The 17,193-nt window shown below is 65.6% G+C and carries 11 protein-coding genes; 8 read left to right on the top strand and 3 right to left on the bottom strand.

Features of this window, described 5'->3' with window-relative positions:
- Positions 1-214 precede the first annotated feature (214 nt).
- The 4 genes from SH602x_RS17025 to SH602x_RS17010 all read left to right on the top strand — a co-directional run bounded on the left by SH602x_RS17025 (position 215) and on the right by SH602x_RS17010 (position 3,516).
- A complete protein-coding gene (locus SH602x_RS17025; RefSeq protein WP_479473452.1) occupies positions 215-499 on the top strand; it encodes a hypothetical protein in 285 nt (94 codons plus the stop codon).
- Between the two features lie 821 nt (positions 500-1,320).
- Positions 1,321-2,232 carry a lactate/malate dehydrogenase family protein gene (locus SH602x_RS17020; RefSeq protein ID WP_479473451.1) on the top strand — a complete coding sequence of 304 codons (912 nt, stop codon included), beginning with the start codon at positions 1,321-1,323 and terminating at the stop codon, positions 2,230-2,232.
- A gap of 355 nt (positions 2,233-2,587) precedes the next feature.
- A complete protein-coding gene (locus tag SH602x_RS17015) occupies positions 2,588-2,932 on the top strand; it encodes a tryptophan-rich sensory protein (RefSeq protein WP_479477112.1) in 345 nt (114 codons plus the stop codon).
- Positions 2,929-3,516 (top strand): CIA30 family protein, encoded by a 588-nt coding sequence (locus SH602x_RS17010; RefSeq protein WP_479473450.1) that lies wholly within the window; start codon positions 2,929-2,931, stop codon positions 3,514-3,516. Before SH602x_RS17015 ends, SH602x_RS17010 begins: the two co-directional genes overlap by 4 nt.
- Positions 3,517-3,593: 77 nt before the next feature.
- On the opposite strand, the gene SH602x_RS17005 is transcribed toward SH602x_RS17010, so the two are convergent.
- Positions 3,594-4,985, bottom strand: coding sequence for a DUF1501 domain-containing protein (locus SH602x_RS17005; RefSeq protein WP_479477111.1), 1,392 nt, complete (start codon positions 4,983-4,985; stop codon positions 3,594-3,596).
- 27 nt (positions 4,986-5,012) lie between these two features.
- Complete coding sequence (locus SH602x_RS17000; RefSeq protein WP_479473449.1) at positions 5,013-8,330, bottom strand: PSD1 and planctomycete cytochrome C domain-containing protein; 3,318 nt, start codon at positions 8,328-8,330, stop codon at positions 5,013-5,015.
- Between the two features lie 481 nt (positions 8,331-8,811).
- Here SH602x_RS17000 and SH602x_RS16995 point away from each other — a divergent pair, with 481 nt between their 5' ends.
- The 3 genes from SH602x_RS16995 (at position 8,812) to SH602x_RS16985 (ending at position 15,586) form a co-directional block, all read left to right on the top strand.
- Positions 8,812-11,973 (top strand): DUF1553 domain-containing protein, encoded by a 3,162-nt coding sequence (locus SH602x_RS16995; RefSeq protein ID WP_479473448.1) that lies wholly within the window; start codon positions 8,812-8,814, stop codon positions 11,971-11,973.
- 42 nt (positions 11,974-12,015) lie between these two features.
- Entirely contained in the window at positions 12,016-13,467 is a 1,452-nt protein-coding gene (locus SH602x_RS16990) for a DUF1501 domain-containing protein (RefSeq protein WP_479473447.1), read from the top strand.
- Between the two features lie 238 nt (positions 13,468-13,705).
- Complete coding sequence (locus SH602x_RS16985) at positions 13,706-15,586, top strand: glycosyltransferase family protein (RefSeq protein ID WP_479473446.1); 1,881 nt, start codon at positions 13,706-13,708, stop codon at positions 15,584-15,586.
- A 421-nt stretch (positions 15,587-16,007) separates the two neighbouring features.
- On the opposite strand, the gene SH602x_RS16980 is transcribed toward SH602x_RS16985, so the two are convergent.
- A complete protein-coding gene (locus SH602x_RS16980; RefSeq protein WP_479473445.1) occupies positions 16,008-16,424 on the bottom strand; it encodes an NAD-dependent epimerase/dehydratase family protein in 417 nt (138 codons plus the stop codon).
- 479 nt (positions 16,425-16,903) lie between these two features.
- On the opposite strand from SH602x_RS16980, the gene SH602x_RS16975 reads away from it, so the two are divergent.
- The gene (locus tag SH602x_RS16975) at positions 16,904-17,191 is read left to right on the top strand and encodes a hypothetical protein (RefSeq protein WP_479473444.1); all 288 of its coding nucleotides are present in this window, start codon (positions 16,904-16,906) and stop codon (positions 17,189-17,191) included.
- The last annotated feature ends 2 nt before the right edge of the window (positions 17,192-17,193 follow it).

Raw genomic sequence — 17,193 nt, 5'->3', positions numbered from 1 at the left:
GGAGAGCTCCGGTCGGGAACCGGGGCGACTCTCAGTGTAACCGGAGAACGATTCGGGACGCGAGTCGATATCCGTCCGCTGCTGCTTCGTCCACAGGTCGTAAGGCTACCTCTCCGCTCTTCTGTACTGCCGCCGAAGTCGAGTCTGCCCCCGCACGGGGCTGCTCCGAACAGTGCGAGCATCGGTCACGAATTCGCCGACGACGCGTGCGGGAATGGGCGAGCTGACGCAATACCGCTGGCGCGACGGCGCCTGGTGGGAGTTGCGACTGCGAGAGCTTCGCGATCCCAGGGAGGAATCGCTCCCGCACGTAAGCGGAGGCCGCCGAGCGGGTTTCCGAAACGCCTGGGACGCCTGGCTGGAGCGGAACGTTTCGCTCGCCGATGAGGCAGAGCTCATCGCCCTGTACGGCGGCAGATTCGTCGCGGTGAGCAAGCGGGCGCTCACTCCGCGGCAGTCCAAGGATCTTCGCCGCCGCCTACGAGCGAGCGGCTCGTGAGTCCGCCGCGACCCTCCCGGCGCCGGCGTCCCCGAGGCTACCTCGCTCGACCGCCGGCGGGTAATCTTGCTGCCGCAGCTGGCATGCCGTGGCGCGTCGCCGCCTTCCCGACGCCGGGCGGCTTCGCTGGCCTCTCCGCACCGATCGCGTATGGTAATACGAACCGAAAGACGAGCGTATCATGAGGGAGATGATCCGCCACGCCTCTCCGGACGGCGCCCGAGCGACGAAGGGCTCGCTCGCCTGGCCGGCGAAGGGAGAGAACTTTCCGGCCGTCCTCGCGATCCATGAGAATTGAGGCCTCGATCCGTCCATCGAGGACGCGGTTCGACGTCTGGCGTTCGAGCGGTTTCCAGCGTTCGCACCCGACGCTCCGGCGCCGCTCGGCAGGTAAGCGAGGAACGACGACGTAGACCGGACGATGCAGGCCGAATGCTTCCACGGGGAGATGACGCAGAACTTCGTCCCAGCGGCCGAAGAGCTTCACGCTCGCCAGCTATCGACCGGCAAGCCGGGCTCCGTGGGGCCTCGCTTCGGCGGCGGAATGAGTTTCGAACGGGCGATGCGGGCTTCCGAACGATCGACGCCGGAATTCCGTCGATCGATCGGCAGCCTGAACTTGCACGAGCGCCGAAGATCGCGGCGCGTCCGTTCATCCACCACGGCTCGCTCGACGAGCGAAGCTTCAGCGCCGCTCTCGCGTTCGGGAAGAAGTTGCAGGAGCACGGAAAGCGGCAGGCGATCGTTCGGGAAGCTTCGCCGCTGAGGCGAACCAAGGATCGACTGCAAATCAGACGACAATCAGCAAGGAGCGCCGAGAGTTGAAGATCACGATCGTCGGAATGGGACGCGTGGGATCCGCGATCGCCTTCGCGGCGACGATCAATCCGATCGCGAGCGAATTGCTGCTGCTGAATCGAAACCGAGAAAGGGCGGAGGGCGACGCGATCGACCTGTCGAACGCGATCGCGATGCAGAACAGCAACATGCTCATCCGAGCCGGCGACGTCGCGGATTCGGCCGACTCGGACATCGTCGTATTCGCCGCCTCGGCACCCTACGGCGACCCGACCCGCAAGCGAACGGAACTCGCGGGGGAGAATCTTTCGATCCTTCGCGAGTGGATTCCGTCCTTGGCGACGGCGAGCCCGAGCGCCATCCTCGTCATGGTCAGCAACCCGGTCGACGCTTTGACGTACGCCGCGCTCAAGCTGTCCGGGTTCCCGCCGCAACGAGTCATCGGAACAGGGACGCTGCTCGACAGCGTTCGATACCGTTCGCTGCTGTCGTCGGAGATCGGCATCCACTCCGACGATATCCGTGCCTACATTCTGGGCGAGCATGGCGATACGCAGTTCGCGGCCCATTCGTTGGCGACGACCGGGGGCGAGCGCTTCTATCCCAGCGATATGTCCGCGAAGGCCTTTCTCAAGACCGTCGCCATGGGTTACGACGTCTCGCGGCTGAAAGGCCATACCTGCTACGGCATCGCCCTGGCCACGACGATGATCCTCGACAGCGTCGTGTACGACCTTCGCCACACGATGCCCGTCAGCGTTCTGATCGACGGCTTCGCGGGCGTAGACGACGTCTGTCTGTCGCTGCCGGCGGTGATCGGCCGACAGGGAGTGACGCGCGTGTTGCGGCCCATGCTTGCTGAGGATGAACTGGCGGCGTTCGTACGTTCGGCCGAGGCGGTCAAATCGACGATTCGTTCGATGGGTTCGATTTAGCCCTGCAAGCGATCCCGTTCGGCCGACGGACGCAAAGTCGAACGGTCGACAGCGGAAGCGGCCGCTCAGACCATCGAAACCCGCACGAGTCGTTCGGCTCCGGGTCAACTTCGAGTAGTCCCGGCTGGTGACGGCGTGCGGCGCCGGCGAGGAGCCGGCGGCGTCCGTCGGGGCTATCCACCGGTTTCCAGCCGCTCGTCCATTGCGACGGCGAATACGACGCATCTTCGATCTTCGTTCAGTCCGATCCCATCGAGGATCGGACTTCTCGTCCGTCGGCGTTCGCAGCCTGACTGCCCGGAAGCCTCGATTCGCCCCCTGAGAAGCTCGACCTCCCTGCGGATCATCTCTCAAGATTTCGATCTCGGAGTCTGGACGCAGGCGGATAGGAGCGATTCGGATCGGCCCGAAAATTGACCGAATCGCGACGGCTCCTCCGGCCTTTCGCCGACGACGTCGACCAGAACCGGAGGCGCTCTCGGGGAACCTGCTTTTCACGCCGGTCCAGTTCGGGATGCGGAACCTGCCGCTAGCGGCGTCGGCTATTCTGATCGTCGGGGCCACGATCCTCTGGATAACGATCGCCGTGCGGCCGCGCTACCGCTGGGTCGCCCTCGTTCAGGCGCCGTACTTCGCGCGGGCGTCGCTGGCGACCGTGCTACGACTGTCGATCACGGCGACGAACTGGGGAAAGTCATGATCCACAAGATGCTTGCGTTGCCCCTGCTAGCCCTGATCGGGTCCTTCGTCATGGCTGACGACGCACCGAAAGTCCTGTTCGAGTTCACGAAGGCCGAAGCTGCGCAGGAGTGGCAGGCCGTCAACGACGGCGTGATGGGCGGCGTCTCCGAAGGCAAGTTCAGGATCACCGACGAGAAGACTCTGGAGTTCTTCGGCACGTTGTCGCTGGAGAATAACGGCGGCTTTGCATCCGTGCGGACCAAGGCCAAGAAGCTCGGCTTGGAGAAAGGCGATACCGTCGTCGCCAAGGTCCGGGGCGACGGTCGTGAATACACTCTGAACCTCTACCTCGACAAACCGCTGGTCGCTTTCTCGTACCGGGCGAAGGTGCAGACGAAGAAGGACGAGTGGATCGAAGTCAAAGCGCCGCTCGAAGAGTTCGAGGCGACGTCGTTCGGTCGGGTCGTCGAAGAGGCAGGCGCCGTGAACGCAGAAGAGATCGACGCCCTGGGTTTCATGTTGAGCGACAAGAAGGCCGGGCCGTTCAAGCTGGAAATCGAGTCGATCCGGTTGGAACGGGGGGCGACCGCCGTCGAACGGTAGAATGCCGCATTCCGACGGCGGTAGGCCGGCGGTCCGCGTCGCCGGACAGGGGGAAGCTGAACCTCATCGTCAGCTGACTAGCCGAGGATGGCGTGCAGCGCTTTTCCGGAGACGTCGGTCAGGCGGAAGTCGCGACCGGCGTAGCGGTAGGTGAGTCGTTCGTGGTCGAAGCCGAGCGTGTGCAGGATCGTCGCGTGGAGATCGTGGACGCTGGTCGGATTCTCGACGGCCTGGAAGCCGAACTCGTCCGTCGCTCCGTAGGCGACGCCTCCCTTAATGCCGCCGCCGGCGAGCCAGACGGTGAAGCCGTAGTGATTGTGATCGCGGCCCAGTTTCGAAGCGCCGCCGCCGGTCACTTCCACGGTCGGAGTCCGTCCGAATTCGCCTCCCCAGATGACGAGCGTTTCGTCGAGCATCCCGCGCTGTTTCAGGTCGCCTAGAAGCGCCGCGATCGGCTGGTCGATTTCGCCCGCCAGTCGGCGATGACCGTCGGCGATGTTCTCATGGTTGTCCCACGGTTGACCAGCGCCGTGCCACAACTGCACGTAGCGGACGCCTCGTTCGAGCAACCGTCGCGCGATCAGCGTCTGTCGTCCATGCACGCCGGTTCCGTACGCCTCCTGCACATGTCGCGGTTCCTGCTGGAGATCGAACGCGTCGGTCGCCCCCATCTGCATTCGAAACGCGAGTTCGTAAGACTGAATCTTCGCATCGAGTCGATCGTCGCTGCGCGGTTCGGCATGCTTCCGGTTCCAGCGCTGCAAGAGCTCGAGCTGCTTGCGCTGACTCTCCGCCGAGATCTGCGGATGCTCGATGTTTTCGATCAACTTCCCGAGTTCGCGATGCTGCGAGTCGATGTACGTCCCCTGGTAGGCGCCAGGCAGAAAGCCCGCCTGCCAGTTCTCGCTGTCCTTGATCGGCATACCGCCCGGGCACATGGCGACGAATCCGGGGAGGTTCTGGTTCTCGCTGCCCAGTCCGTAGAGGACCCACGCCCCGACGCTGGGCCGTGCCTGGATCGAGTCGCCGCAGTTCATGAGCATCAGCGACGGCTCATGATTGGGGACTTGCGCGACCATCGAACGCACGACGGCGATGTCGTCGATGTGCTCCGCCGTGCGAGCGAACAGCTCGCTGACCTCGATCCCCGATTCGCCGTACTTCTTGAACTTGAACGGCGAAGCGAACGCCGCTCCGGTTTTGCGTTCGGTGGTCAAGGTATTAGCGAGCGGCTGGCCGTCGTACTTCTTCAGCGCCGGCTTGTGGTCGAACGTATCGACGTGCGAGGGCCCGCCGTTGAGGAAGAAGTGAATCACCCGCTTCGCCGTTCCGGGAAAGTGCGGCATCTGCTTCCCGGACCCCTCGGCAGCGCGCAGGCCATCCTCTCCCAGCAGAGCCTCGAGCCCGAGCGAGCCCAATCCGAGCGCCGAAGCGCCGAGCATCTGCCGTCGCGAAATCAGATCGTGCATAACCATGTGACTCTCGCGAGCGACGCGTCAGTCGACGAACAGAAACTCGTTGCCGCACAGCAACACTTGAGCCAGGCGCTCCCACGGGGTCAGCTGACTTGTTTCCCGATGCGGGAAGTCGAGCTTCGAATTCCACCGCGTCCCGTCGGCGGATTCCTGGACGTCGATCTCCCACAGGAACTGGTCGGAGTTTAGCGCTTCGTCGATGTCCACCAGGAAGTCGAGCGTCTCGCCGACTTCGACTCGAAGTTCGGCGACGTTGACGTCCACCAGTTCCTGGTGGCTCTTCGCCGCTTGCAACAATCCTGATCGCGAACTGACGACGAACGCGCGCACGCCGTCCCCCGCCGCCGGTTCGTTGACGAGCTTCGAGCTGACTTGAATCGTCATCGCACGCGGAGCGGTCCAGCGGCGGACGGCCGCATGCGCGCGGTCGTTCCCCGGATGCCCTCCCGTCGCCGTCAAGTACGCCCAGCCGAGCGACGCGTCGGGAACTACGGCTCCTCCCTGCCACGCCGTCCCGGTGAAGTGGGGCAACGGCTCGAAGCCTGCGGTTCGTCCCTGCTCTTCGTCGAACCGGCCGAATCCGTACTGCCAGTCGGCGCTCGTCGGCCGAGCGACCGGCGCTTCCGGTTCTGACGAACCGGCGACGAACGCCAAGGCGTCCGCCAGTTCGGCGGACGTCGGCTCGCGCTGCAGCGTTCGCTCGAACAGTTGCGTCACCGTTCGCTTTTCATCGTCGGAGTTCATGCTGACGCGAGCGAGCGACCTCGCCCGTTCCAGCATCAAGGGATCGTTCAGCAGGAAAAGGGCCTGTTGCGGCGCCGTCGTTTCGCTGCGCTGCGGGATATGCAGGTCCGGGTTGGCGAAGTCGAACATCCGCAACGTGCTCGGAAGGAACTGTCGATCGACCAGTCCGTACAGGGACCTCCTTCTGGGAAACGGCGCCGCGAACAGGTCGGTCGGCTTGCCGCCGACGGCAAGGTCAAGTTCTCCGGCGCTCGCGAGCAGCGAGTCCCGCAGCTCCTCGAAACTCAACCGGTGTCGGTTCATTCGCCAGAGCAGACGATTCTCGGGGTCGAGTTCCCGGGCACGTCGGTGCGTCGCGGAGTCCGCATCGATCAGCGAGGACTGCCGCCAGGCGTTCGACGTCAGGATCAGTCGATGGAGTTTCTTCAGGCTCCACCCTTCGTCGACGAACCAGGCGGCGAGCCAGTCCAGGAGTTCCGGGTGCGACGGCGGATCGGCCCGCAGTCCGAAGTCGCTCGGCGTCGTCACCAGTCCTTCGCCGAAATGGTGCATCCAGACCCGGTTCACGATGACGCGCGCCGTCAGCGGATTGTGCGGCGACGCGATCGCCTCGGCGAGTTCCAGTCGACCGCTCCCGTGCTGGAACGGTCGCCGATCCGGACCGCTCAGCAGTTTCAGAAACTGCCGCGGGACGTCGTCGCCGTAGTCGACGGGATTCCCCCGACGCAGAATCCGCGGCTCGAACGCCGCCTCCGAATCCCGCAGGATCACGGCGTGCGCGATCGGTTCGGGGGAAGTGATGATCCACCGGTCGATTTCGGATTGCAGCCGCCACAGCTCCGTGAGGGTCGCCGAGTCGAAGTACGCTTCGCTCTGCACCACCGGTTGATCGGGCGCCTCGAACGGCGCGGTCGGACCGTACAGGACCTGCCGTACCTGTTCCGCTGCCGGATCCGGCAGCGCCGTTGCATCGCCGCCCTGCCCCGCTGCGGCAAGCTGTAGGCGCCATTGCTCATCGACCCGCTGGAACGACTCGGCATAGCGATCGATGACGTCGCTGAACGATGCCGGCGGCGTCTGGAACGCCTCGCGAATCAGCGGGTTCAGATCGGCTACCGGGAGTTCGCCGATCTGCCGAGTAACCGACTCGGAATCTGCGGCGAACCGTTCGGCGGGAAGCTCCCGATAACGATGCCAGGCCGCGAACACCGGCTCGCCCGTGCGGTGCGACCGGTGCAGCCACGCCTGCAGGCGTCGCACGTACGACGGGAGCAGATCGGTCGTCTCGAAGATCTGATCGAAGCCTTGTGCAGGGTACTTGTCGAGTTCGAGTTGGGCCTGCAGGTAGTCGCGCACGCGACTCCGCGCCCGATCGGACGATTCGCTGCGGCTCGTCCGCAGCTTCTCGGCAAGCGCCTGCTGCCGCTTCGCGAGTTCCGCTTCGTACTCGGCGGAGGCGGCAGCCGAACTCGCGCGTACCAGCTGCTCTTCGCTGCTGGCGAATACGCCATAAAGCGAGTAGTAGTCGGCGGCGGGAATCGGGTCGTACTTGTGGTCGTGACATCGGGCACATGCGACCGTCAGCCCCATGGTTCCTCGCGAGACCGTGTCGATCCGGTCGTCGACGATGTCCCACGGCACTCCCAGAAAGCGTCGCCCCAGCGTGAGGAAGCCCATCGCCGCCAGGTCTTCGTCGGTTCGCGCTGGAATCTGGTCCGCCGCGATCTGCAGTTTCAGAAACCTGTCGTAGGGCAGGTCACGATTCAGCGCGTCGACGACCCAGTCGCGGTAGCTCCAGGCATGCACCCAGAACCGTTCTTCCCTCGCGTAAACGTAGCCTTTGGTGTCCGAGTAGCGCGCGACATCCAGCCAATGCCTGGTCCAGCGTTCGCCGTACTGCGGCGTCGCGAGCAGTTCGTCGACGAACCGCTCGTAGCTGACGGGATCGGCGTCGGCCACGAACTCGGCCGTTCTCTCCCTCGTGGGCGGCAACCCCGTCAGCGCGTAAGAAAGTCGTCGCGCCAGCGTCCGTCGATCCGCCGGGGCGGAGGGAGTCAGCTCCGCTTTCTCCAATCGTGCCAGCACGAATGCGTCGATCGGGTTCTCCGCCCACGCCCGATCCTTCACCGCCGGCACAGCGGACCTGGTCACCGGTTGAAAGGCCCAGTGATTCTTCGCCCGCTGCTCTTCGGGAGAAAGAATCCGGCTCGTCTTCGGCCAAGGCGCGCCTCGCGCGATCCATGCCTCGACTGCGGCGATCTCGCGCGGCGAGAGCGGCGCGTCGGGCGGCATGTCCAGGTCGCCCGTGCGACGCACCGCCCGTAGAAGCAGGCTCGATTCCAGGTCCTTCAGATCGAGCGCCGGTCCCGATTCGCCCCCTTCCAGCAGTCCCTGCCGCGATTCAAGATTCAGTCCGCCGGAGTTCTTCGACCCGGTATGACATTCGCTGCACTTCTCGAGCAATAACGGCCGTATCTCCCGTTCGAACAGTTCCTCTCCCGAGTCATCTGCCAGAGACGGACGGCCGCACAGCAATCCTAAGACGATGCTCCCTTGGAACAGCATTCGGGAAAGGTCGGTTCGACGACGGAACATGTTCAGTCCATTCCATGAAGCTTCGCGTCGAGGGCCGCGAAGCTGACTTTAGTTCTTCGGCGGGGGGATGTCACGCGATGCGAGTCAGCGGAGCGACGGGGATCGAAAGCGGAGCGACGTTCCGTTTCATGCCGACCTCCGAGACGGCGTTCGGAAGCGTCGAGAGCGACGTGATCGCGTCCGAGGCCATGCATCGATCGGCTTGCGGGAACGCGGCGCCCGGTAGAAGCAGAGCGGCGAACGGACGCGAAGGACGCGCGCCGGACGCCCTGCTTCGTCCGAACGCCCTGTGCGTTTCCGAGAACGCGCCTCGTCGGACCGCCGAAATTCCGCGTCGTGCGCGACGGCTCGCGCCGGTTTCCGACTCGACCGCCGGATCGCGAGAGTCGACAATGGCTCTTCGCGAATGCCAGAGGGACTTCGCCCTGGAGTCCCGCCGACTCTGGCTCCCGCCTTCCTGCCCTGCCGATCGATGCATCCCATGCTCAGCGCTCGTGCCGGCGTTCGCGCGCATGCCTTCTACCCATCGCTGCGTCTCCTCGTCGCGGCGTTCGCTGCTTGCACAGCGACCTCGGCGGCGGCGGACGAGGCGCTGACGTTCGAGCGGGACATCCGTCCGATCTTTCGGGCGCACTGCTACGACTGTCATGGCGCGACCGACGAAGTCGAAGGATCGCTCGACCTGCGGTTGGTGCGCCTGATGAAGACGGGCGGAGACTCGGGCGCGGCGATCGTCCCGGGCCGACCGGACGAGAGTCTGCTGCTGCAGCGGATCCGCAGCGGCGAGATGCCCCCTGGGGAAGCGAAAGTCTCCGAGGCGGAGGCGACCCTTCTCGAAAAGTGGATCGCCGCCGGCGCGCCGACCGCTCGCCCCGAACCGGAGAGCATCGGACCCGGACTGCAGATCCTCCCCGAAGAGCGAGCCTGGTGGGCCTTCCAGCCGATCGAACGTCCCGACGTCCCCGAGTTTCCAGATGAAGCTCGCGTGCGAACGCCGGTGGACGCGCTGCTGCTGTCGGCGATGCCGGAGGGCCTGCGGTTTTCGCCCGACGCCGACCGGCGGACGCAGATGCTGCGGGTCAGCTTCGACCTCATCGGCCTGCCGCCGACCCCCGAGCGACTGCGAAGGTTTCTCGCCGACGAATCTCCCGACGCTTACGAACGGCTCGTCGACGAACTGCTCGATTCGCCGCACTACGGCGAGCGATGGGGGCGACACTGGCTCGACGTGGCGGGCTACGCCGACTCCGAAGGGGGCGCCGACGCCGATGCGATTCGCTCGTGGGCGTGGCAGTACCGCGACTACGTCATCCGCTCGCTCAACGTGAACAAGCCGTTCGACCGCTTCCTGCACGAGCAGCTCGCCGGCGACGAACTCGCCGGACCGATCGCGGGGGACCTCACGCCCCGGCAAATTGAACTGCTGACGGCGACCGGCTTCCTGCGGATGGCCGCCGACGGCACCGGCAGCGGCGACGATTCGGAGGTGGCGCGCAATCAGGTCGTCGCCGACACGCTGCAGATCGTCGGCGGCTCGCTGCTGGGGCTGACCGTCGCCTGCGCGCAGTGCCACGATCACCGCTACGACCCGATCTCGCACGCCGACTACTTCGCGATGCGAGCGGTGTTCGAGCCGGCTCTCGACTGGAAGGCGTGGCGGACTCCGCCGCAGCGGCTCGTTTCGCTCGCGACGCAGGCCGAGCGCGAGCAGTCGGCCCAGATCGAAGCGGAGGCGCAGGCGGCGGACCGGGAGAAGGCCGAGAAGCTGAAGCAGTACCTGGCCGCGGCGCTCGACAAGGAACTGGAAAAGTACGAACAGCCGCTGCGAAGTCAGCTGCGATCTGCCTACGAACTCCCCGAGAAGGACCGCACCCCCGAGCAGCAGGCACTGCTCAAGCAGCATCCCAGCGTGCACGTCACGCCGGGCGTGCTCTATCAGTACGACCAGACGGCGGCGGACGACCTCAAAGCGTACGACGCCAGAATCGCCGAGATCCGCGCGAAGAAGCCGGCCGAGCGATTTCTGCGGGCACTCGTCGAACCGGCAGGGCATGCCTCGGAGACACGGCTGTTTCACCGCGGCGACTTCCGTCAGCCGAAGCAAGTCGTCGAGCCTGCCCCTCTGACCGTGCTGACTCACGAGGACCGCTACGTACGATTCGCCGCCGACGATCCTTCGCTGCCGACCACCGGTCGCCGGCTCGCGTTCGCTCGCTGGTTGACCGGCTCGGATAATCCGCTCACGGCTCGGACGCTGGTTAACCGGGTCTGGCTGCACCACTTCGGCCGCGGTCTCGTCGAGACGCCCGGCGATTTCGGCCGCTTGGGCGCCAGCCCCTCGCATCCCGCGCTCCTCGACTGGCTCGCGGACGAGTTCCGGGCGAGCGGCTGGGATCTCAAGCAGCTGCATCGAACGATCGTACTTTCGACGGCCTACCGGCAATCGTCGCGACGCGATCCGGAGATGTCCGCAATCGACGAGACCAACCGCTTCTACTGGCGAAAGGACGTCGTACGGCTGGACGCCGAAGTCCTCCGCGACCGTGCGTTGGCCGTCACCGGCGAGTTGGACCTAGCGCCTTTCGGACCGCCGGCGCCGGTCGCCGTCGACGAAAGCGGCGTGGCGGTCGTCGAAGGACCGACCGCCCGTCGCAGCCTTTACATTCAGCAGCGGCGCAGTCAGCCGGTCTCGATCCTGCAGGCGTTCGACGCGCCGGCGATGACGGTGAACTGCGAACGGCGCCCCGCTTCGACGGTCGCCACGCAGTCGCTGATGCTGATGAACGGCCAGTTCGCGCTCGATCGCTCGCTCGCTTTGGCGCGACGCGCGCTCGGCGCCGAAGGCATCGATTCGAACGAAGAATTCTTGCACGGCCTCCCGGCGATCGCTCCGCCCCCGTCGTCGATGTGGCAATTCGGGTACGGCGGCTATGACGAGGCGGCGCAGATCGTGCGAATTGCGCCCTTGCCGCACTGGGAGGCAGGCGTCTGGCAAGGCGGACAGGCTCTGCCAGATCCGAAGCTGGGGTGGGCGCGGCTGCACGCGAAGGGGGGACACGCCGGCGAGAATCCCGACTTCGCGGTCATCCGCCGCTGGATCGCGCCCGTCAGCGGTCAGGTCCGCATCGAAGGCGCGTTGCGCCACCCCAGCGAGAACGGCGACGGCGTCCGCGGGCGCATCGTCGCCGGACGATCGGGACTGGCAGGCGAATGGGTCGCCCGGCATGGTCAAGTCGAAACGGCGGTCAAGGATCTAACCGTCGAGTCGGGCGACACGATCGATTTCGTCACCGACTGCGTGCTGACCGTCACCTCCGACTCCTTCGACTGGAGCGTCACCGTCACGCTACAGCCGGCGGAGGGCTATGCGATCGTCTCGAATTCCGAGTCGGGGTTTCACGGTCCGATTCCGTCGGAGCCGCCATTGAGCGTCGGGCGACTGGTCTACGCGTGGGAGGCGGCGTACGCCCGGCCGCCGTCCCGCGAAGAATTGGCCCTGGCGGTGCAGTTCGTCAATCGCCAGTTCGCCGAGTTGCAGTTGCGTCCCCGTCCGCTTCCCGACGGCGTGAGCGTCGCGGAGCAGGTCTTGGCCGACCTGTGCCAGGCGCTGCTGACTTCCAACGAATTCCTCTACGTCGACTGATCCCGGACTTCCGGCCGACGGCTACGCTTTTTGAAGAACGCCATGCAACCCATCGCTTCCCGACGAGCGTTCTTGGCCGAGAACGCCATGGGCATCGGCAGCGTCGCCCTGGCGTGGCTGCTGCAACAGGAGCAGCCGGTCCGCGCGAACCCTTCGCGGCTGTCCGAAGACGTGCGGTCCTTCGATCTGAAGCCGAAGCAGCCGCACTATCCGGCTCAGGCCCGGGCGATGATCTCGCTGTTTCAGCATGGCGGTCCATCCCATGTGGACCTGACCGACCCCAAGCCGGAGCTGACGCGTCGGAGCGGCTCCGACTACGAGGGAGACGTCAATTACAGTTTCGTCAATCGCGCGAGTAAGAAGCTGCTGGGTAGCCCGTGGAAGTTCGCTCCCTGCGGCGAATGCGGAACCGAAATCTCCGAGCTGCTGCCGCATCTCGCCGAGATCGTCGACGACGTTTGCCTGATCCGTTCGATGCACACTGGCGCGAACGGGCACGAGGTGTCGATCCGCTACTTCCACGGGGGCGTCCCCGGCGTGCTGGGCCGGCCGACGCTCGGGTCGTGGCTCGTCTACGGCCTGGGGTCCAAGAGCCAGGAGTTGCCGGCCTATATGGTCCTCACCGACCCGGGCGGCCATCCGGTCGATGGGGTCAACAATTGGAACAACGGGTTTCTACCGCCGCTGTTCCAGGGGACGGTGCTGCGGCCGAAAGAGCCGCGCATTCTCGACCTCGATCCGCCGCCGCACCTGAAAGGAGCGTTGCAGTCGCAGAACCTCGACCTGCTGCAGACGCTCAACCGCCGGCATCTCGCAGAGCGCCCGGGCGAGGCGGATCTCGAGGCCCGCATCGCCAGCTACGAACTGGCGGCCCAGATGCAGACTGCAGCCCGCGAAGCCCTCGACGTCTCGCAGGAAACCGACGCCACGCATGCCCTGTACGGCCTCGACCGTCCAGAAACTCGCGAGTACGGCACGCGCTGCCTGATCGCCCGCCGGCTGGTCGAGCGGGGCGTGCGGTTCGTGCAGTTGTTTCTGGGCGGACAGCCCTGGGACAACCACAGCGACATCCAGAACGCGCTGCCGGCCGTCTGCCGCCGCACCGATCAGCCGGCCGCCGCGCTGGTCAAGGATCTCAAGCAACGAGGGATGCTCGACTCCACGATCGTCCACTGGGGCGGTGAGATCGGGAGGCTGCCGGTGACCGAGGATCACGGCGACGGCGCCGCGGTCGGACGCGATCACAACGGTCAGGGCTTCAGCATCTGGCTGGCCGGGGGCGGCATCAAGGGGGGCATGACCTGGGGCGAGACCGACGAGTTCGGCCATAAGGCGGTCGCCGACGTCGTCACTCCCAACGACTTTCAGGCGACGCTGCTGCATCAGTTCGGGCTCGATCATCAGCGACTCAGCTATCTCCACAACGGCCAGGAGCAGCAGATCGCCGACCGCCGCGAGGCCCGCGTCGTTCGCGAAATCCTCTCTCGCGCCTAGCCGCCGCAAAGCATCGAGGAGGGGGGAGTCGTGGAAGCTAGAATGCTGCCCTCGCGAACCCAGACAAATTCGGGTGGCGAACGCTGACGGACGGTTCAGAATGGGGCGGGCGTTCTCGCTTTGCATCGACACGCTGAACGCCTAAGAAGCCTCATGCGTTGCCGCGGCACGCACCATTCACGGCCCTCGACGACGCCCCGGCGGGCGCTCGCTCCGTCCGCTTGAAACCGAACTTTCGATGACGTCCGCATCCGACGACCCGATGCGCAGCGCCGGGGATCGATGGCTTTGGCCGAAGGGGATGATCGCTGCCCTGTCGCTCGGGCACACGCTGATCGCGTGCTGGTTCCTGCCGCCGGCGTGGTTTCTTGACCAGCACGTCTACGTGGGGCATGACTACTCAGTCCATGCACACCGGGTGCACGTCTACCGCGAGGCGCTCTGGCGCAACGGGTTGCCCTGGGGATCGGATCCGAAACTCTGCGCAGGGCGCTTCATCCACCCGGCCCAGGACGTCGGCGCGAGGCCGCACGAAGTCCTGGGAGTTCTGCTCCCCTTTCTCGCGCCCGATAAGGTCGTCCTGGCCTTCAGCCTGACGGCCATCCTGCTCTCCCCGCTGCTATTCGTCGCCGGAGGGCGGCTGCTTCAGTTCGACTGGGACGAGTTGTCGGTCGGGCTGCTGATCCTGATCGCGCTGTTCTGGATCACGGCGCCGTTCCAGCTCATGCTTCTCGCCGGAATGCTGGCGTTCGTGTTCTGTACTTTCATGGGACTGTTCGCGCTCGGAGCGTACGCTCGCTTCTTTCGCTCGCCGACGGTCTGGAGCTACGCCGGAGCGACCGCCGCGGGCAGCCTGTTGTTTCTCGTCCATCCGCTCGGGCCGCTCGCCATCGTTCCGTCGCTGATCGCGGCGACGCTCCTGGCTCGTATCCCCTGGCGATGGCGCATCGCGACGGCGCTCAGCCCCCTGCTGATCGCCGCAGTCAACGCCTTCTGGCTGATCCCGCTGATGCTCGGTCTCGATACGCCGGCGCCTCCCTGGTCGCAGGCGATGATCGTCGAGCATCAGTTCTGGACCTGGAACGAGCAGTACAAGTTCTCCGACTTCATCGGGCCGGGGCTCGGCAGCGCGCTCGGCCTGATGATCCTCTCGGTCGCGATCCAATTGTTCCGTCTGGGACGTCGGAAGAACGCCCTCGTCGCCGTCGGCCTGGGCCTCGCGCTGGCGGTAAGCATTTTCATGTTCGTCTTCGGGTCCGATTTCGCGGCCACGCGGGCGCTGCAGCCGGTGCGCTACTCGATCGTGCTGCTCGCGATCTCGTCGCTCGTGCTGGGAAGCCTGGCTGCGGATTTCAATCGCTGGCTGTTTCTGCCGCGGCCTTGGTCGAAGCATGGACTGATGCTCCTGCAGATGATCGGCGTCGTCCTCGTGATCGCGGGCGCCTTCGCGCTCAGTCCGCGCGCCGTGAAACGAACCGACGACGAGCTGTTGTTCTATTTCGTTCACGAACGGACCCGCAGTTCGGAGCGTCTGCTGATCGAGTCGGAGAGCCCGGACAGCTCGTTGACTCAGGCTCTGCCGATGTTCACCGGTCGCGAGGTCATCAGCAACGCCTTTCCGGACTATCCCGACCCCGTGCAGTTGCTGCCGGATCGGCTGTTCGGTCGGGAGCGCGGCGCGATCTCTGCGGAAGAGACGCGACGCGGACTGTCGCATTTCGGAATCGACTGGGTCTTCGTTCGATCCGAAGAGTGGCGGGCCCTGTTTCAGGAGCTGACCGGCCAGCCGGGCGAAAAGGTCGGCGCCTACTTCGCGTTCGAGATCCCTGGCGACTCGCCGGACCTCCTGATCGGTTCCGGAACTGCGACGGCGTCGGTCAACCGGATCAGACTGCAGGGCGTCGTCGCCGATCAGGGCCGCATCGTCCTTCGCTACCGGTACCATCCCGGCTGGTTCTGCAAACCGCCGGCAACGATCGAGCCCTACCCCGTCGAGGAAGACCCGGGCGGGCTGATGCAGATCACGAATCCGGCGCCGAACATGACGCTGCGGTTCGATCCGCTGCGCGCGCTGAACGCGAAGTGGCCGTCGAATTCGGCTGAGCATGATGCCGGCTGAACTGGATTCCTTCACGGCTCACAGGTCGAGGTCTACGACGAGCCCCATGCTAAGGGCGCGTTCTTCGTGAGCTATGCCCCGCCAGCATGGCAAGATCGGCTGACGCGAAAGCGCCTACAGCGGGAACGCGACGGCCTCGATGCAGGCAATCGCGCCTTGCCGGTGTATTCGCGCTTGCGGTCTTCGGCGGCGGTCTTCGGCGGCGGTCTTCGGCGGCGGTCTTCGGCGGCGGTCTTCGGCGGCGGTCTTCGGCGGCGGTCTTCGGCGGCGGTCTTCGGCGGCGGTCTTCGGCGGCGGTCTTCGGCGGCGGTCTTCGGCGGCGGTCTTCGGCGGCGGTCTTCGGCGGCGGTCTTCGGCGGCGGTCTTCGGCGGCGGTCTTCGGCGGCGAGCTAGCCGCCGCGGTAGCGCTCGATCGTCTTTTTCAGTCCGTCGCGAAAGTCACTCGCGTTTCGAAGCCGAGCACGCGGCGGGCGAGCGAGATGTCGGCAATGCTGTCCCGCACCTCGCCAGCCCGCGGCGGTCCGTGCTGCGGAACGATCTGCGTTCCTAGCTCGGCGTCGATCGCCGCGATCAGCTCGAGGAGCGAAATCGATTTCCCTGTCGCGACGTTGTCGGACTCCCCGTACGGTCCTTCGCAGGTCATCGCCGCAAGATTCGCGTCGACGACGTTCGCGACGTAGGTGAAATCTCGGGATTGTCCACCGTCGCCGTTGACGACCGGAGAGCCGCCCTTCAACATTCGCGTGATGAAGATCGGGATGACGGCCGAGTAGGAACGGTTCGGGTCCTGAACGAAAAACGGCTCCGCGTTCGATTCCGGGGAGGAGCTGATGTGCAATCAGCGCCTTTCCGAAAATCGCGGAGCCGTCAAAAGTCTAGTCGGCAACAACAACAAAAACGGACGTGAGCGGCGGGGGCCCCTCGCCGCCGACTTCCTGCGGCAGAGCGCCGCCCCGGGGAGCCTCGACAGCACGCTCCCAGACATTGCGTGCGCCGACGCTCCCACCGGACAGGAAAATGTGTCTCGCCGTCGGAAAAGTCGTGCCGCTCCGTCTACGGCCCTCGGTGCCCCGGCGCGACGGGTTCGCGGAGGTACGGGCGCCGACGGTTGCTGACGCGAGGCGATCGATAGGATCGGGGTTCTCGCGTTGCTTCCCGGACGGGTCCGCTAGCGTTGCGTCGTGACCTCGATCGGCTCCGCACGCCGAACGACGACGCTCATCGGATCCCGTATTTGAGTGGAGATCGGGGCGATGGGGTTCGATAGGAAAAGGAGACGTTGACGCTTTAGTTGTCCTTGGTTGTCGAGAACGCACCATGGCGCGCCGCAAGGAAGGCGGGAGCAGTCCGATTCTCGACGTCGGCCTCGTCATCGCCTGTCTCGTCTCCGCCTGGAACGTAGCCGGCGCGGGAGTCGCGACGGAGGTGGGTCGGACGGACCGCCCGAGGCATCTACGGGAAGAAGCCGCCCCGGGTCTGCCCACCGTCAGCGCCCCTCCAGCCGTTCATCGAGCCGTTCGTTGCGACGACCGGTCGAAGACCGCCGGGTCCTCCGGCGACGCCGAGCGAGCGACCGATTTCAGCCTCGCCCGCGGCGAATCGTGAGA

The organism is Lignipirellula cremea (assembly GCF_056501455.1).
This window is presented reverse-complemented; position numbering and strand designations above follow the sequence as displayed.

What these genes read in the sequence shown, in the direction of transcription:
- SH602x_RS16990 (WP_479473447.1), top strand. Translation starts at nt 12,016, where the DNA reads ATGCAACCCATCGCTTCCCGACGAGCGTTCTTGGCCGAGAACGCCATG.
- SH602x_RS17025 (WP_479473452.1), top strand. Translation starts at nt 215, where the DNA reads ATGGGCGAGCTGACGCAATACCGCTGGCGCGACGGCGCCTGGTGGGAG.
- SH602x_RS17005 (WP_479477111.1), bottom strand. Translation starts at nt 4,985, where the DNA reads ATGCACGATCTGATTTCGCGACGGCAGATGCTCGGCGCTTCGGCGCTC.
- SH602x_RS16975 (WP_479473444.1), top strand. Translation starts at nt 16,904, where the DNA reads ATGGCGCGCCGCAAGGAAGGCGGGAGCAGTCCGATTCTCGACGTCGGC.
- SH602x_RS17010 (WP_479473450.1), top strand. Translation starts at nt 2,929, where the DNA reads ATGATCCACAAGATGCTTGCGTTGCCCCTGCTAGCCCTGATCGGGTCC.
- SH602x_RS16985 (WP_479473446.1), top strand. Translation starts at nt 13,706, where the DNA reads ATGACGTCCGCATCCGACGACCCGATGCGCAGCGCCGGGGATCGATGG.
- SH602x_RS17000 (WP_479473449.1), bottom strand. Translation starts at nt 8,330, where the DNA reads ATGTTCCGTCGTCGAACCGACCTTTCCCGAATGCTGTTCCAAGGGAGC.
- SH602x_RS16995 (WP_479473448.1), top strand. Translation starts at nt 8,812, where the DNA reads ATGCTCAGCGCTCGTGCCGGCGTTCGCGCGCATGCCTTCTACCCATCG.